At 57.0% G+C, this 15,793-nt stretch carries 17 protein-coding genes; 3 read left to right on the forward strand and 14 right to left on the reverse strand.

Annotated elements, in window-relative coordinates; all coding sequences use genetic code 11:
* Nucleotides 1-189 precede the first annotated feature (189 nt).
* Both T9A_RS09925 and T9A_RS09930 read right to left on the reverse strand, forming a co-directional pair.
* Entirely contained in the window at nt 190-630 is a 441-nt protein-coding gene (locus T9A_RS09925; protein ID WP_052042783.1) for a group III truncated hemoglobin, read from the reverse strand.
* A gap of 75 nt (nt 631-705) precedes the next feature.
* Nucleotides 706-1,026, reverse strand: a complete 321-nt coding sequence (locus tag T9A_RS09930) for an Mpo1-like protein (RefSeq protein ID WP_035247803.1) — start codon at nt 1,024-1,026, stop codon at nt 706-708.
* A gap of 294 nt (nt 1,027-1,320) precedes the next feature.
* Between T9A_RS09930 and T9A_RS09935 the strand changes: the two genes are divergently transcribed.
* Entirely contained in the window at nt 1,321-2,571 is a 1,251-nt protein-coding gene (locus T9A_RS09935; RefSeq protein ID WP_035247805.1) for an EstA family serine hydrolase, read from the forward strand.
* On the opposite strand, the gene T9A_RS09940 is transcribed toward T9A_RS09935, so the two are convergent.
* From T9A_RS09940 to xerD, 8 genes are all read right to left on the reverse strand, one after another.
* Nucleotides 2,554-2,811, reverse strand: coding sequence for a DUF3565 domain-containing protein (locus T9A_RS09940; RefSeq protein ID WP_332248866.1), 258 nt, complete (start codon nt 2,809-2,811; stop codon nt 2,554-2,556). The genes T9A_RS09935 and T9A_RS09940 overlap by 18 nt on opposite strands.
* Before the next feature lie 23 nt (nt 2,812-2,834).
* On the reverse strand, nt 2,835-4,409 hold the full coding sequence (locus T9A_RS09945) for a BCCT family transporter (RefSeq protein ID WP_035247806.1): 1,575 nt from the start codon (nt 4,407-4,409) through the stop codon (nt 2,835-2,837).
* A 165-nt stretch (nt 4,410-4,574) separates the two neighbouring features.
* On the reverse strand, nt 4,575-5,711 hold the full coding sequence (locus T9A_RS09950) for a hypothetical protein (RefSeq protein WP_035247808.1): 1,137 nt from the start codon (nt 5,709-5,711) through the stop codon (nt 4,575-4,577).
* Between the two features lie 464 nt (nt 5,712-6,175).
* On the reverse strand, nt 6,176-7,258 hold the full coding sequence (thrC, locus tag T9A_RS09955) for a threonine synthase (RefSeq protein WP_035247810.1): 1,083 nt from the start codon (nt 7,256-7,258) through the stop codon (nt 6,176-6,178).
* Between the two features lie 136 nt (nt 7,259-7,394).
* Nucleotides 7,395-8,696 (reverse strand): homoserine dehydrogenase, encoded by a 1,302-nt coding sequence (locus T9A_RS09960; protein ID WP_035247812.1) that lies wholly within the window; start codon nt 8,694-8,696, stop codon nt 7,395-7,397.
* Nucleotides 8,697-8,784: 88 nt separating this feature from the next.
* Entirely contained in the window at nt 8,785-9,975 is a 1,191-nt protein-coding gene (gene alaC / locus T9A_RS09965; RefSeq protein WP_035247814.1) for an alanine transaminase, read from the reverse strand.
* A gap of 121 nt (nt 9,976-10,096) precedes the next feature.
* Complete coding sequence (locus T9A_RS09970; protein ID WP_035247816.1) at nt 10,097-10,843, reverse strand: DsbC family protein; 747 nt, start codon at nt 10,841-10,843, stop codon at nt 10,097-10,099.
* A 46-nt stretch (nt 10,844-10,889) separates the two neighbouring features.
* Complete coding sequence (gene xerD / locus T9A_RS09975) at nt 10,890-11,798, reverse strand: site-specific tyrosine recombinase XerD (RefSeq protein WP_035247818.1); 909 nt, start codon at nt 11,796-11,798, stop codon at nt 10,890-10,892.
* 184 nt (nt 11,799-11,982) lie between these two features.
* Here xerD and T9A_RS09980 point away from each other — a divergent pair, with 184 nt between their 5' ends.
* Nucleotides 11,983-12,234 carry a GlsB/YeaQ/YmgE family stress response membrane protein gene (locus T9A_RS09980; RefSeq protein ID WP_035247820.1) on the forward strand — a complete coding sequence of 84 codons (252 nt, stop codon included), beginning with the start codon at nt 11,983-11,985 and terminating at the stop codon, nt 12,232-12,234.
* A 49-nt stretch (nt 12,235-12,283) separates the two neighbouring features.
* On the forward strand, nt 12,284-13,441 hold the full coding sequence (locus T9A_RS09985) for a GGDEF domain-containing protein (protein WP_084573469.1): 1,158 nt from the start codon (nt 12,284-12,286) through the stop codon (nt 13,439-13,441).
* A 161-nt stretch (nt 13,442-13,602) separates the two neighbouring features.
* Here T9A_RS09985 and rplS read toward each other — a convergent pair whose 3' ends face one another.
* Genes rplS through rpsP form a run of 4 tightly spaced genes read right to left on the reverse strand, consistent with a single transcriptional unit; the run spans nt 13,603 to nt 15,540 of the window.
* A complete protein-coding gene (rplS, locus tag T9A_RS09990) occupies nt 13,603-13,959 on the reverse strand; it encodes a 50S ribosomal protein L19 (RefSeq protein ID WP_035247826.1) in 357 nt (118 codons plus the stop codon).
* Between the two features lie 10 nt (nt 13,960-13,969).
* Nucleotides 13,970-14,752 carry a tRNA (guanosine(37)-N1)-methyltransferase TrmD gene (trmD, locus tag T9A_RS09995; RefSeq protein WP_035247829.1) on the reverse strand — a complete coding sequence of 261 codons (783 nt, stop codon included), beginning with the start codon at nt 14,750-14,752 and terminating at the stop codon, nt 13,970-13,972.
* Nucleotides 14,753-15,274 carry a ribosome maturation factor RimM gene (gene rimM, locus T9A_RS10000; protein ID WP_232222070.1) on the reverse strand — a complete coding sequence of 174 codons (522 nt, stop codon included), beginning with the start codon at nt 15,272-15,274 and terminating at the stop codon, nt 14,753-14,755.
* Nucleotides 15,275-15,291: 17 nt separating this feature from the next.
* Nucleotides 15,292-15,540 carry a 30S ribosomal protein S16 gene (gene rpsP / locus T9A_RS10005; RefSeq protein ID WP_035247836.1) on the reverse strand — a complete coding sequence of 83 codons (249 nt, stop codon included), beginning with the start codon at nt 15,538-15,540 and terminating at the stop codon, nt 15,292-15,294.
* Nucleotides 15,541-15,793: the final 253 nt, after the last annotated feature.

The raw sequence follows: 15,793 nt of genomic DNA on the forward strand, positions 1-15,793 counted from the left end.
GGTCGCGTTCAGACGCTTTCAGGAAAATCGGGTGTAGGAGCGCCGCTTGAGGCGCGAATTACCGTGGCTGTTCGCGCCTCAAGCGGCGCTCCTACAGTGGCTTCGTAGAGAAGTTTTCACCTGCATTGCAGCGCGGCTGCCCTGCTCTCCGTTTGGCAGCGAACATCCACCGCGTTGCAACTTTGAACTTTAAACTTTCAACTCACGCCTTTTGCTCAACTGCGCGTACAGATTATCCATCACCCGAAAGGCAATATGCCTTGCCCGATCGGTGTAAGGACCGGCAAAACGGCCGTCGAGATTGTTCATGAAATGCTGCAGCCAGCGCTCATGGTGTTCGCCGGTCAGGGGCTGCTTGTCATCCAGGGCCCGGTGTTTTGCCATCATGTGGCGCCGGTAGTCATTCTCGCCCAGCAGCATCTTGTACCAGTACTGACAGATAGTCGGCAGGTGCTGCTGCAAATCGATAGCGGCCACGTCCAGGAACATGGGCGCCATCACCGGGTCATCCAGCAACCGGCGATAGAAGCCATGCACCATGGCATCGATATGTTCCCGGCAATCCAGATCGGGAAGCTCGCCGTCATCCTGTCTGTGATTACCAGGCTGAAAATACTCAACTGCGGTCATGGCAACGCTGCGTGCTGACAGGCACCAGGCAACACGCTCGTTAAGCGCGCGAAGTCTGGTACCTGATGCGGTTATTTACCAATCAATACGGCGGGTGAGGATGTCTTTGTACATGACAAAGTCACCCATCAGGCTGTACCAGGGATGCTGGAAGGTAGCGGGACGGTTCTTTTCGAAAAAGTAGTGGCCTACCCAGGCAAAACCGTACCCCACCACCGGCAACGCAAACAGCCACCAAGCACTCAACGCCCCGGCAATGATGGCCCCCAGCAAGAGCAGCAGTAACGTGGTCCCGACCACATGCAGTCGGCGGCAGGTGGGGTTACCGTGCTCTTGCAAGTAATAGGGATAGAATTCGGCGAAACTCTGAAAATCGGACTGCTTGATGGTATTCACGTAACCTCCTGAAAAATGCCGCTGTTATTCTGAATATGGGTGCACCTTGATCTTCCAAGGCGCGGGACACAAAGTCTTGTAACCTGCGGCTGTCATACGCGGTTACCTGACAGTGTACCGCAGCCCCACCGGCCGGTACGGCCAAAATATTGTGATTTGGCGCCATCATGATGGCACGGGCGACCATTGCAGGGGAGCCGTCTCCGTGGACAATGTCGTCCTTTCACAATAAACACTATATTGATACTTATCCCGTCATTTCGGGTCCGGCACGACTTGTTACCAGAGACTTTTATGGCTTTACGTCCGCGCATCAACCGCCTGCTCAGCAAACACGGCACCCCCATTCCTCGCAGCTTGGACGGCCTTGTTCGCCAGGGGCAGGAAGCGCCGCCGGAAAAAACCGGTATGGGATCTGAACAGGTGGACGCCATCTGGCGTGCCACCCGCAAGCTTTACCGGGGCGGCATGAGCCCGGCCATCAGCCTGTGCCTGCGTCGCCACGGCGAAATCATGCTGGACCGCAGCATCGGCTATGCGGACCCGGAGAGTCAGCGGATCATGACCCCGGACACCCCGGTCTGCCTTTTTTCCGCCTCCAAGGTGGTGGCCGCCATGATGGTCCATCATCTGGTGGAAACCGGGCAATTGGACCTGGATGACCCGGTCACCCGCTACCTGCCCAAATACGGCCAGAACGGCAAGGGACGCACTACCATTCGCCACCTGCTGACCCATCAGGCCGGCATACCCCGCCCGCCCGCACAGGTAGAGCCGGATATCCTGTACCGCCCCCAGGAGATCATTGATCTGCTGTGCGAGGCCAAACCGAGCGGCCTCAACACCCAGGCCTACCACGCCATCACCGCCGGTTTTATCCTCGGCGCCATTGTCGAGGCGGTTACCGGCGAAGATCTCAATGCCACCCTGGACCGGGTGATCCGCCAGCCCATGGGCATGAAGTACTTCACCTTTGGACAGACCGGCGCTGAGCGCGCCCGGGATGTCTCCACTGGCGTCCCTATGAAACTGGTCGACCTGTTCCTCACCTACGCGGTGGGCGGCAGCATCGATGAGGTAGTAGAAGTAACCAATGATGACCGCTTTCAGGACATCATTGTGCCAGCGGGCAACCTCTACGCCACCGCCGAGGAAGCCAGTCGCTTCTTCCAGATGCTGCTCAACGGTGGCCACTACAACGGCCAGCAGATCTTCAAGGCGGAGACCGTTGCTCGCGCCTTGCAACCGGCCTATCACCGCCCGCGCTTCGACCGAAGCCTGTTTATCCCCCTGAATTTCTCCAGCGGCTTCATGCTGGGAAATCGGGGCATGGGCATGTTCGGCCCCGGCGCTCCCCGTGCATTCGGTCACCTTGGCTTTATCAGCATCTATTGCTGGGCGGATCCCCAGCGGGCGTTGAGCGGTGCCCTGCTGACCACCGGCAAAGGGGTGATCGGTCCGCATCTGCCGTCCCTGTTCGGCCTGCAGCACACCATCAACCGCCACACCCGGCTGCGCGAGGGTAGCTCACCGGTCATTGTCTGAAGGAACCGGCATGCCCCGCTGGCACTGGGTACAGGTAACCGCCATACCCAAGTGCCGGTCCCGCCCAGCCTCACTGGTCACCCAGGGACGGTTTATGAACGGTGGCTGATGGCGGACATGCTGGCGATGACCGCATGACAACAGCATCACCCAATCCAGCTGCTGATCCTGAGTAAAACCGGTAACCGTGGCCTGCCAGGTCATTATATCACCCAAAAAAATGCCCGCTGATGCGGGCATTTTTTCTTTCCTTGCTGTGACAATCAAGTCGCCTTGAGGGACTTGAGCCGCTTACTCTCTGCGGAGAGCCCCATGTAGAGGCTGACGCACATCAGCAATAGCACAAATGTGAACGGCAAGCCCGTAGCCACGGAGCCAGACTGCAAGGCTTTCAGCGCTTCCTTGCCACCGCCGTAAAGCAGAGCGCCGGCAATCACGCCTTCCATCACTGCCCAAAATACACGCTGGGGTACCGGTGCATCCAGCTTGCCGCCAGCGGTAATGGAGTCAATCACCAATGAACCGGAATCCGAAGAGGTCACAAAGAAGACCAGCACCAACGTGATTGCCATGAAGGAAATAATACCGGACCACGGCAGGTTCTCCAGCATCTGGAAAAATGCCAGGGACACATCACCAATGCCATTGGACAATTCACCGACGCCATTCACCGCTTGATCCAGACCGGTGCCACCAAAGGTCGACATCCAGATAATAGTGATGATGGTAGGCACCAGCAGAACAGCGGTAATGAACTCCCGTACAGTGCGGCCTTTGGAAATACGCGCAATGAACATGCCGACAAACGGTGACCAGGAAATCCACCACGCCCAGTAAAATACCGTCCAGCCGTGGAACCAGGTGTCATCCTCACGACCAATCCAGTTACTCAGCGGAATAATATTCGACACGTAATCCACCGCTGTTGTGGCAAACCCGGTAATGATCAGCAATGTTGGGCCCGCAACAATCACGAATAGCAACAGGAACAACGCCAACATCATATTGATGTTACTGAGGAGTTTGACACCCCCATCTAGCCCTCGCATCACTGATATCACCGCAATGGAGGTCACGCCGAAGATAACCGCCAGCTGCATATTGATCGCGTTAGGCGTATCGAACAGGAAGTGCAAACCACCGGAAGCCTGTTGGGCACCCAAGCCAAGGGACGTGGCCAGACCAAAAATGGTGGCGACAACTGCAAGCGTATCAATGATATGACCTGGCCAGCCCCAGCAACGCTCACCCAGAATAGGATAGAAGGCGGAGCGGATCGTCAGCGGCATACCCTTGTTGTAGGCGAAAAAGGCCAATGAAAGCGCTACCACTGCATAAATAGACCATGGGTGAAGCCCCCAGTGATACATGGTTGCGCCCATAGCCAGATGCTTGGCTTCCTCTGTATTGGGCGCCACACTCAGCGGTGTGCCATACCAATCGGTGTAGTAAGCCACCGGCTCCGCCACACTCCAGAACATCAAGCCAATCCCCATGCCCGCAGCAAACAACATCGCGAACCAGGAAAGGGTGGAAAATTCCGGCTTGGCTTTCTGCCCGCCCAACCGAATTTTACCGGTGGGCATCACGGCCAGGGCAATGCAAAACAATACAAAAATATTGCCGCTGACCATGAACAACCAGTCGAAATGTTCAATGGCCCACGCCTTGGCGCCATTGAGCATGCCGTTGGCCGCTTCCGGGAATGCCAGAGTGCCAACCACAAAAGTAATAATCAGTAAGGCACTGATAAAGAAAACAGGATTGTGCAGATCCATCCCCATGACCTGCACATTATCCTGGCCGACATCATAGTCGGTCTCGTAATCAATACTCATCTTAGCTCCGTTATCCGTCTTGCTTTAGGGTGCGCAGTGGATGCCGCAACTTACAGCCAGTCGGTCCGGACGATGTCGGGATCGCTTCCCCGAAACATGCACTCCTCAAAACGCACTTCATCATCTAAACCCGAGTAGGCGGCCCTGCAGGGCCGCTACCGGCAATCAGAAATAAAAATCAAACGACGCGTAGACCGCACGGAAGTCTGCTTCGTAAATATCACCGTTACGATCCACGTCACCATCAGACCACAGGTACTCCAGGTACAGCCAGCCAGGTCCGTACTTGTAGCTGACGCCGGGCGCATAGAATTCCACATCATCGGCGTCGTTACCGCGGGTATCAGTACTCGCCACCCCTGCATCCAGGTAATAGCTCCAGCGATTCTGGTTGTAGATCAGCTGAGCCATGTGCACCTGGGTTTTCACTTCTTCATCGGCGGGTGCCGTGCCACCGAGCAAAAACGCATCCATACCGCCAAAGTCCCGCTCTGCATCAATAAACTGATAGCGGGCAGTGAAGTCATTCATGTTGAAGGTGTAATGCAAATTTACTGATTGATGATCACCCTCATCATCCCGTGCCTTGGCAACGGCAGCCGTCAGGTCCTGGAGACGCCCCTTCTGATAAGAGGCTCCTACAGTATGACCTTCCATAAAGTTCCAGTCGCCATTGATGACCCCGGTCTTGATCTTCCGATAGGTCGTTGCGCTACCCCAGTGACCGTTGTCATCGACCGTGTCAGTACTGGTTTCACCCCAGTCATCCTGGTGGTAATAGGCCACATCGTAGTTAAAGGCATTCAATGAAGAGCTAAGCTTGAAGCCCACATCCATCTGATCGCCATAACCACCCAACACCCCTTCACCGGGCCAGAAATTGACGGTTTTCCAGCCAAAAGGCACTTGGCTTTTCCCCACGGTCAGCAGGGTGTCGTCATCAAATTCGTAACCGATCCATGCCTTGTGCATGGTGAAAGTATCGCCGGAATTATTATTAGAGGTATCGGTGAACCCGCCAGTACCGAGACGCCCCTCTGCACTGAAACGCCAGGGCCCATGGGAGCCATCATCGTCGGCATAGAGGATCAATGCCGGGTCTGCAAAGTTGCCACCAGTGGTGTTGTCCAGGTCCTCATCAAAGGCGGACGATGCACCGGTAAAATCGGAATCAGTGACATATTGATAGACCCACCAGACACCGGCACTCAGTTCGGCACCGGCGTGGGCGTTTAGGGGAATGGACGCAGCAAGCAAACAACTCAAATAGCCAGTGCGCTTTGCAAAAGCACGCTTATTCATCTAATGCTCCCTTCTCTGATTTTCTTTACAGACTAAATATTGACCAAGTAAAGTCAAATCACAGCGTGACACCTGTTGGTGTTGGCACACAGGTATTTGCAGATGCGGTAATGACAATACAAGGAGAGGAGTGGCCGCGCAGGACCGGGGGATGGGCGAGTAATCAGCCCGAAAAAGACACGATAAGGGTAGGCGGTTTCAGTAATCTCGACACGGAGTCGTGGCTCCCTTTCTTCCCATAAAGAAAAAGTACCCTAACATATTTTGTGCAAGGATTTTTTCCTGCGACCAAAACAAATGCAAAATTACAGGGTGATTGCTTTGTTGCCGTTTTTTCACAAAGCGAATAAATGAAAAGCGGCTGATGTGATTCAGCCTTGCAAACAAGGCTCTGATTGCGCAACAGAGAGAGATAAAAAAACGGAGCGCATAGCGCTCCGTTTTTTTTCGACCTGTTTAACAGGTCAGGACATATTGGACAGGATGGCGCCTTTCACCGCATCCAGATCCGCATCAATAGTCACCATGCGGCTATCCTGGCACTGGGCGATAGCGGTGTCCGGGTCTTTCAGGCCGTTACCGGTGAGGGTGCAGACGATGGTAGAGCCTTCCGGAATCTTGCCGGCCTTGATGTCGCGCATGGCGCCCCCCAGAGAAGCCGCAGACGCCGGCTCACAGAAGATGCCTTCTTTCTCAGCCAGCATCTTCTGGGCAGCCAGAATCTCCTGATCGGTCAGTTCGTCGAACCAGCCGCCAGACTCTTCCTGCAGGGCCCAGGCCTTGTCCCAGGATTGCGGATTACCGATACGGATGGCCGTGGCCACAGTTTCCGGGTCTTTCACCGGTCCGCCACGCATGAAGGGCGCCGCCCCTTCGGCCTGATAACCCACCATCTTCGGTGCACTGTTTACCACACCGGCTTTTTTGTATTCGCTGTAGCCCATCCAGTGGGCGGAGATATTGCCTGCGTTCCCCACTGGCAAACAGTGGAAGTCCGGGGCACGGCCCAGTTCTTCGACAATCTCAAATGCAGCAGATTTCTGGCCCTGCAGACGATAGGGATTCACGGAGTTCACGATGGTCACCGGGGCTTTCTCCGCCACCTGCTTGACCAGCTCCATGCCCTGATCGAAGTTGCCACGGATCTGCATAATCACCGCACCATACATCATCGCCTGGGCCAGCTTGCCCATGGCAATCTTGCCTTCCGGAATCAGCACAAAAGCGGTAATGCCGGCACGGGCCGCGTAGGCCGCGGCAGCCGCAGAGGTATTGCCGGTGGAGGCGCAGATGATGGCATTGCTACCCTCTTCCACCGCCTTGGTCACCGCCATGGTCATGCCACGGTCCTTGAAGGAACCGGTGGGGTTCAGGCCTTCGTATTTGACGTAGATATCCACGTCCTTGCCCAGCATCTTGGGAATGTTCTTCAGGCGAATCAGGGGCGTATTCCCTTCACCCAGGCTGATGATGGGCGTGTCATCATTCACCGGCAGGTGGTCGCGGTAACGGTTGATCAAGCCGGTGTAACGGTCACGAAAAGGCATGGTGTTGGTCTCTGCTGCTAGTGCAAAGCCATTGAGGCAGGCTCTGCTGTTCTTGAATTTGGTCGCTTTAATCAGCGCGTAAAATCGCCAGATGCTTGTCGCCGGACACTGAAAACCGGGCGTCCGACGCTGTGCATCAAGCGTCCAGCGTTTCCACCCGGATGCGCATTATATCGCTATCCACGGTATCAAGGGCACCGATCTTGGCCAACGCCAGGTTCATGTCACCCTCGCGGACTTCGTGGGTCATCATCACGATGGGCACCAGCCCCTGGTCCACTTCCCGCTGTATCATGGCATCAATGCTGACATTGTTGTCACTGAGGATGCGGGTCACGTCGGCCAGCACCCCTTTCTTGTCCTGCACATGCAGGCGCAGGTAGAAACAACAGGACACATCGTCGATGGTCAGGATCGGCTCATCGGACATGTGGTCAGTGTGAAAGCCCAGGTAGGGCACCCGCTCGTCGTGGTCCACGGTCAGGGCGCGGCCCAGTTCGATGATATCGGCCACCACCGCAGAGGCGGTGGGCTCGGCGCCGGCGCCGGCGCCGTAGAACATGGTCGGGCCCACGGCATCACCGTGGATCATCACCGCATTCATGACCCCGTTGACCGCCGACAACATGGTTTCCTTGGGCACCAGGGTCGGATGCACACGCAGTTCGATGCCCTTGCCGGTGTCCTTGGCGATACCAAGATGCTTGATGCGGTAACCGAAGTGAGCGGCGCTGGCCACGTCTTCGGTGGTGATGCGGCTGATCCCCTCGGTATAGACCTGGGAGAACTGCAGCGGAATACCGAAGGCGATGGACGCCAGAATGGTGAGCTTGTGGGCCGCATCAATGCCTTCCACATCGAAGGTGGGATCCGCTTCCGCATAACCCAGCTGCTGGGCTTCGTCCAGCACGTCCTTGAAGGCACGGCCGCCCTCTTCCATCTCGGTGAGGATAAAGTTGCCGGTGCCGTTGATGATGCCCGCCAGCCAGTTGATATGGTTGGCTGCCAGCCCTTCACCCAGGGACTTGAGGATGGGAATACCCCCGGCCACGGAGGCCTCGAAAGCCACATCCACGCCGTTATCCTGAGCCGCCTGGAAGATCTCGTTGCCGTGCTCGGCGATCAGCGCCTTGTTAGCGGTGACAATATGCTTGCCGTTCTTGATGGCAGTGAGCACCAGCTCACGGGCAGTATCGATGCCACCGATCAGCTCCACCAGGATATCGATATCCGGGTCTGTGGCCACGGCGAAGATATCCCGGGACAGGCGAATACCCTGGGTATCGCAGGCGGGATTGTCCCGGCGCGCACCAATGTGGGTAATTTCAATCGGACGTCCCACGCGACGGGCAATATCCCGCGCATTGCGCTTAAGAACGTTGACGGTGCCTGAGCCCACAGTGCCCAGACCAGCAATACCCACCTTCACCGAATCCACAGCCTATCCTCGTTTCATTTATCAGTGTGTTGAAAAGCCCTGTCGCAACTTCTCACGCTACCCCTGCGGCCTGCCGCAAAGGCAAAAGTCAGTCCAGCAGGCCGTCCTGGCGGAACATCTTCTTGATGCCGCGGATAGCCTGCCGGGTCCGTTGTTCGTTTTCGATCAGCCCGAAGCGCACATGATCGTCACCGTAATCCCCAAAACCGATGCCCGGGGACACCGCCACACCGGCATCGGTGAGCAGTTTCTTGGAAAATTCCAGCGAGCCCATATCCCGGTAATGCTCGGGAATTTCCGCCCAGACAAACATGGTGGCACGGGGTCTTTCCACCTGCCAGCCGATCTCCGCCAGGCCATCCACCAGTACATCCCGGCGCTTACGGTACATTTCACATATCTCGGCCACGCAAGTCTGGTCACCTTCCAGGGCAGCGATGGCCGCCACCTGAATCGGTGTAAAGGTGCCGTAATCCATATAGGACTTGATGCGTGCCAGAGCATGGATCAAGTCCTTGTTGCCACAACAGAAGCCCACGCGCCAGCCGGGCATGTTATAGCTCTTGGACAGGGAGAAGAACTCTACTGCCACCTCTTTTGCCCCTTCCACTTCCAGAATGGAAGGCGCCTTGTAGCCGTCAAAGACAATATCCGCATAGGCCAGATCGTGAACCACCCAGATCTGGTGTTCACGGGCAATGGCGACCACCTTCTCAAAGAATTCCAGGTCAACGCATTGGCCGGTGGGGTTGCCGGGGAAATTGAGCACCAGCATTTTCGGCTTGGGCCAGGATTCCTTGATCGCCCGCTCCAGCTCCACGAAGAAATCCACCCCTTTCACCATGGGCACATGGCGGATATCGGCGTTGGAAATCACGAAACCATAGGGGTGGATCGGGTAACTGGGGTTGGGCACCAGTACCGTATCTCCGGGCCCCATGGTGGCCAGCGCCAGGTGTGCCAACCCTTCCTTGGACCCGATGGTGACAATGGCCTCGTCATCCGGATCCAGGTCCACGTTATAGCGACGCTGATACCAGTCGGTAATCGCCTTGCGCAGGCGCGGGATGCCACGTGACTGGGAATAGCGGTGGGTATCTCCCCGCTGCACCGTCTCGGTGAGCTTGTCGATGATGTGCTTTGGCGTGGGCTGATCCGGATTACCCATGCCGAAATCGATGATGTCCTCACCCCGCGCCCGCGCTGCCTTCTTCAAATCGCCAACGATATTGAAGACATAGGGCGGCAGACGACGAATTCGCTGGAAATCTGTTTCCACGACAACACCTTGGGTGAGGGAAAAATGAAGGCGGACACATTAACGGCGCATCCCTGCGCCGTCAATGTATTCACGCTGTATTCCCGGCCCGAAAGCGCCGGATTACGCGGGGTTCAGCCTGTCACTCGAGCCGCTCAAGCAGCTGCTCCGGAGTCACATAGCCGCCCAGTTGCTCGCCCTCAGTGGAATAAATAGCCGGGGTACCCCGTACGCCGAAGGTATTGCCCAGCTGGTACTGTTCATCCACCGGTTTGGCGCACTCGGTTAGCTCGACCTGGGTCACCTCGTCCTTAATCTTGGCATCGGTGAGCGCCTGGGCACGATCTTGCGCACACCAGATGTGGCGCATGGCCGCTGCGGCCTCGGTGGTCGGGCCGCCGCGAGGGAAAGCCAGATAATGGACGGTGACGCCCGCAGCGTTGTATTCGTCGATGTGGCGATGCAGCTTGCGACAGAAACCACAGCTAATATCGGTGAACACATACACTTCGGCTTTTTCGTCTTCCGCCGCGTAGGTGATCATGTCCGCCGGATCCAGCGTCTTGATGCCCTCTTTGCGGACTTTCTCAAAGCGCTTTTCCGCAGGGTTGACCACTTCCCCGTCCTTAATCTCCAGCAGCTTGCCGATCAGGAGGTGGCGGCCATCCTCGGTCATGTAGACACTTTCGCGGCCGTTAACATTCAGTTCGACCATTCCGGGTATCGGCGCAGCGCTTACCTCGGTCACTTCCATTCCATCGAAAGCTTTCTCGAAAGCCGCCTTGGCCTTGTCACCGTTAACGGTGTCATTGCTCTTCGGCGCAGAATTCGAATCCGCCCCGCAAGCGGCCATCAGCCCCGTCAGTACCACCAAAAACCATTTATTCATTCTGTCGTTACTCCTCATTTACCCTCTTGGAACCGGATTGTCTGCATCAGGTTCCCGATCGGGGGTGATGTTTCTGGTACAGATCCTGTAACCGCTGCTGGGCCACATGGGTATAAATCTGGGTGGTAGACAAATCACTATGCCCAAGCAACAACTGCACCACCCGCAGGTCTGCCCCGTGATTCAGCAAGTGGGTGGCAAACGCATGACGCAGTGTATGGGGTGAGAGTTTTTTTTCCACCCCGGCGACCATAGCCATCTGCTTGATACGATGCCAGAAGGTCTGCCGTGTCATGCAGGTACCGCGTCTGCTGGGAAACAGCAGCTCCTGATTGTCACCCAACAGCAACGGCCGCGCCTCACGCAGATAACGCGCCAGCCAGTGGAGTGACTCCTCACCCAGAGGCACCAGCCGCTCCTTGTCGCCCTTGCCGATCACGCGCACCAGCCCCTGGCGAGGGTTGATCTGGCTCTGGGTCAGGGTGACCAGCTCGGTAACCCGTAACCCGGTGGCATAGATCAGCTCGAGCATGGCCCTGTCACGCAACCCCAAGGGGGTGGACACATCCGGCGCCGCTAACAGCGCCTCCACATCCGCCTCAGTAAGGGTTTTCGGTAGAGGACGACCGGTTTTGGGTCGCTCAATCAACAGCGCCGGGTCTTCTTCAATCCGCCCTTCCCGCTTCAACCAGCGATAGAAACTCTTTATCGCTGACAATTGCCGGGCCACCGAGCGAGCCCCCACGCCCTGCTGATGGCGATTTGCCAGGAATTCCAGCAGCTGGTAACGCTCACATTGCAGCAAGGTGCCTTGCTGACCCTGCAACCACACCGCCAATTGGCGTATGTCGCGCCGGTAACTCTCCAGGCTGTGCTCGCTGAGCCCCTTTTCCAGCCACTGCTGATCAAGCCAGCTGTCAATCAGGCGCCCATGGTCATCGGTTAGCTCGTTCATTTCTGAATAAGGCCCTAAACAGCAATAAAAAACAATGGGTTAAAAACCAATGTCACGCGGTGGAACGACCGTCTTTTACCAAAAATTACGTCCCAAAGCGGGCACAGTTAACGACAGGGCCGCCCTTTTGCGGCAACAATGGGGCCGCCTAACAACTTACAAACGGCTACCAAGGAGAGGAACTATGGGCATTCTATCGTGGATTGTGTTTGGTCTGATCGCCGGCATCATTGCCAAATGGATCATGCCAGGCAAGGATCCGGGCGGCTTCATCATCACCATCCTGCTCGGTATTGCTGGCGCCTTTGTTGGCGGCTGGCTGGGCTCACTGGTGGGCCTGGGGTCTATGGGCAGTTTCAGCCTGGGCAGCTTTGTCACCGCCATCGCCGGCGCTCTGGTACTGCTGGCGCTTTACCGAATGCTTAACAAAGCCTGAATCCGTGCGGCTTCGCCCTCGGCGAAGCCGCACCTTCACCACGACAGCCATGATAAAACCATTAGAAGAACTCTATCGGCTCATCGGTCAGCAAATTAATGGCAGCCCTCGGGAAAAAGGCATTTTCATATCCTTGATCGGGCAACCAATCTACTGGATTATCTTTCTGGGATGCGCATCAGGACTGGTTATTTCCCATTTTGTGAAAGGGGTCTACAACCCTTTGCTGTGGGCTGGGTTGGCCTGGGGCCTGATCGCCAGCCTTTTGTGGTTCGCTATTGCCCGGTTCGGCAGCCGGCAGCCAATGTCCGAGGCTCAGGAAAACCGTTTTGCCAGCTTCACCATTCTGTTTTTCGGGGTAACCGGCATTGTCTCACTGTTACTGGTCGGCCCTTTTAACCTGGTCACAGGTATCGTTCTCACCGGCTGCGTACTGATCGGCCTGCTTCTTTTCCCGGCAACCCAGATAACCCTGGTCTTTATACTTTCCATGGCCGCCATTCTGGCCTATGCCATCGTGGTCAGTCTGGATACCACCCTATATCGCCCGTTATTGGCTCCGGTAGATTACCGGCCCGCACAGGTCTGGTATGACATTATTACGATCATCGCGGCGGGCCTGATCATCACCAAAGACTCTTTTACCGTTGCCGCCCTGACGTCGACCTGGCGACATCGCGAGGCCTCCACCTTTGACCGCTCCATTCGCGACCCGCTAACCGGTGTAGCCAATCGCGGACATCTGCTGCAAACCCTGACTCATCAGTTGGCCATGCCAACACGTGCCCGCAAGGGCTTGGCGGTGGTACTGATGGATGTGGACTTTTTCAAACAGATCAATGACCGATACGGCCATGCCACTGGCGACCAGGCACTGATTCATGTCGCCGAAACGCTGCAGGATAATTTGCGGGATAATGATTTGCTTGGCCGATATGGTGGCGAGGAGTTCCTGATGCTGCTCCCCGGGGCCACGCTGTCACAGGCACACAATGTCGCAGAGCGCTGTGCGGAAGCACTTCGGCACAACGCAATGGCGATCACCGGTTCGCCGGCAATAAAGCTCACCGCCAGCTTTGGCGTCAGCAGCGCGTCTGCACAGTCCGCCATGGACGCGCATACCCTGATAGAAGAGGCAGACCGAGCCATGTACACCGCCAAACATCAGGGGCGAGATCGGGTGGTGGTCTATTCACGGCCGCAGTGAACTTGCGCGATAAACACCGTGCTTGCTGACACAAAAAAGCCGCCCCTTTCGGGAGCGGCTTTTTTGTATGGAGCATTCTGTCTGGCCAGAGGTCGATTTCGCATGCCCTACAGCAAAGGCTAAACCGACATTCGCTCGCGACAGAAGATAAGCGTGGCGTCTTATCGGATTTTTTCTTTGATCCGGGCAGACTTGCCAGAGCGGTCGCGCAGGTAGTACAGCTTGGCGCGGCTCACGTCACCACGACGATTCACTTCGATGGAATCGATCAGCGGGCTGTGCAGCTGGAATACACGCTCAACGCCCACACCGTGGGAGATTTTACGAACGGTGAAGGCAGAGTTCAGGCCACGGTTGCGACGTGCAATCACAACGCCCTGGAACGCCTGCAGACGCTCACGGGTGCCTTCCTTTACTTTCACTTGCACGGTAACGGTGTCACCGGCGCCGAATTCCGGAAGTTCGGTTTTCAGCTGGGCGTTTTCAATGCCCTGGATAATCAGGTTCTTGCCACTCATGGCAGTGCTCCTAGTCTCTCGTTTTTGCTGTATGCGGCGACTGCTCGGCGATGTACTCATCCAGCAGTTGCTGCTCTTCGTTGCTCAAACCCCGCGCCCGGCGGGCTTCCAGCAGGTCAGGACGCTGTTGCCAGGTCCGTCCCAGCGCCTGTTTCAGGCGCCAGCGGCGAATCAGCGCGTGATTGCCGCTCAGCAGTACCGTCGGTACTGCCTGCCCGTTGTACACCTCCGGGCGGGTGTAGTGGGGGCAATCGAGCAAGTGTTCGAATTCACCAGAAAACGAATCCTGCTCGGCGGAATCCTGGTGTCCCAGCACTCCGGGTAATAGTCGGCTGACCGCATCGGTCAGCACCAGCGCCGGCAGTTCACCGCCGCTGAGCACGTAGTCGCCGATGGAGATCTGCTCATCCACTTCGGCTTCGAGCAACCGCTCGTCCACGCCTTCATAGCGCCCCGCCAGTAATATCAGGCCGGGCTTTTCCGCCAGCTCCACGGCTTTCGCTTGAGTCAGCGGCTGCCCCTGAGGGGACAGGTAGATTACCGTGGCTGCCGGATTGGCAGCGCGGGCAGCCTGCAGGGCTTTCGCCAGCGGCTCCACCTTCATCACCATCCCGGGGCCACCACCAAAGGGGCGATCATCCACGGTGCGGTGACGATCTTCGGTGAAATCCCGGGGATTCACGGTTTCCAACTGCAGTTGGCCGTTTTCCACCGCACGCCGGGTCACACCGAAGTCAGTAATCGCTTTTGCCATTTCCGGGAACAGAGTTACCAGCGTTACCGAAAAAGGCATCTAAAACTCCGGATCCCAGTCCACTGTCATCCGCCCTTCGGCCAGATTCACCTCGGTGATGACATCGTCCGGCAGCCAGGGAATCAGGCGCTCGCGCCGATCCAGGCTGTTGCTGTCGCCGCGTACCGCCAACACATCGTTGGCACCGGTTTCCAGCATTCGCACCACCTTGCCCAAATCCATGCCGTCCACGTGGTGAACGCGCAGGCCGACCAGATCGCGCCAGTAGTACTCGCCCGCCCCGGACGTGGGCAGCAGATCACCGGGAATCCCGATTTCCTGCCCCACCAGGCTTGCCGCCCCATCTCGATCGGTAATGCCGTCGATCTGTGCGATAAGCCCCTTGCCCTGGGGGCGAAAGCCGGTCAATTTCACCGGCTTCCAGTGGCCACCCTGTTTCAGGTGCCAGGGCTGGTAGTGCTGGAGGTTGTCCATGGGGTCAGTATAGGAATACACCTTTACCCATCCCTGGACGCCGTGCACCCCGAGGATGCGACCGACTACCTCCAGTTCAGAGGACACCTGCCCTCCCCTTGCCATCAGGCTTCCTTACGGGCCTGCTTAGCCAGGGTTTTGACACGGTCAGACAGCTGAGCGCCCTTGGCAACCCAGGCGTCCAGGCTTTCCAGGTTCAGCTTGAGAGGGATTTCACCGCCGCGGGCGATGGGGTTGTAGAAACCCAGCTGCTCGATGAAACGGCCGTCACGTGCGTTACGGCTATCGGCAACAACAATGCTGTAGAACGGGCGCTTCTTGGAACCGCCACGGGCAAGACGAATAATTACCATGGTTCATTTACCTTTTATCAATCCGGTTTCCCGGCCTATCTCTTGATAAGCCATCGTATCCGCTTGAAAGCCAGCCCTGACACAGGGAAGGCCGCGAAGGGCGCGAATTATACAGAGAGAAGCGGCGGGCAACAAGCCTCCTCAACCGCCATATTTCCTGCGAAGCACCTGTAGGAGCGGCGCTTGAGCCGCGAATGCGAGCGCAGCGAGGAAATTGCCCGCAGAGCCTGCCAGGACTCGATACGGAGGCAAT

This window comes from Alcanivorax jadensis T9 (assembly GCF_000756655.1).
GTDB classification, from domain to species: Bacteria; Pseudomonadota; Gammaproteobacteria; order Pseudomonadales; family Alcanivoracaceae; genus Alcanivorax; species Alcanivorax jadensis.

Coding starts and splice junctions, on each gene's coding strand:
- rplS (WP_035247826.1), bottom strand. CDS start 13,959: ATGAGTGGCAAGAACCTGATTATCCAGGGCATTGAAAACGCCCAGCTG.
- T9A_RS09940 (WP_332248866.1), bottom strand. CDS start 2,811: ATGCCCGCATCAGCGGGCATTTTTTTGGGTGATATAATGACCTGGCAG.
- T9A_RS09935 (WP_035247805.1), top strand. CDS start 1,321: ATGGCTTTACGTCCGCGCATCAACCGCCTGCTCAGCAAACACGGCACC.
- T9A_RS09950 (WP_035247808.1), bottom strand. CDS start 5,711: ATGAATAAGCGTGCTTTTGCAAAGCGCACTGGCTATTTGAGTTGTTTG.
- rpsP (WP_035247836.1), bottom strand. CDS start 15,540: ATGGTAATTATTCGTCTTGCCCGTGGCGGTTCCAAGAAGCGCCCGTTC.
- T9A_RS09945 (WP_035247806.1), bottom strand. CDS start 4,409: ATGAGTATTGATTACGAGACCGACTATGATGTCGGCCAGGATAATGTG.
- T9A_RS09980 (WP_035247820.1), top strand. CDS start 11,983: ATGGGCATTCTATCGTGGATTGTGTTTGGTCTGATCGCCGGCATCATT.
- T9A_RS09925 (WP_052042783.1), bottom strand. CDS start 630: ATGACCGCAGTTGAGTATTTTCAGCCTGGTAATCACAGACAGGATGAC.
- thrC (WP_035247810.1), bottom strand. CDS start 7,258: ATGCCTTTTCGTGACCGTTACACCGGCTTGATCAACCGTTACCGCGAC.
- T9A_RS09985 (WP_084573469.1), top strand. CDS start 12,284: ATGATAAAACCATTAGAAGAACTCTATCGGCTCATCGGTCAGCAAATT.
- trmD (WP_035247829.1), bottom strand. CDS start 14,752: ATGCCTTTTTCGGTAACGCTGGTAACTCTGTTCCCGGAAATGGCAAAA.
- T9A_RS09970 (WP_035247816.1), bottom strand. CDS start 10,843: ATGAATAAATGGTTTTTGGTGGTACTGACGGGGCTGATGGCCGCTTGC.
- xerD (WP_035247818.1), bottom strand. CDS start 11,798: ATGAACGAGCTAACCGATGACCATGGGCGCCTGATTGACAGCTGGCTT.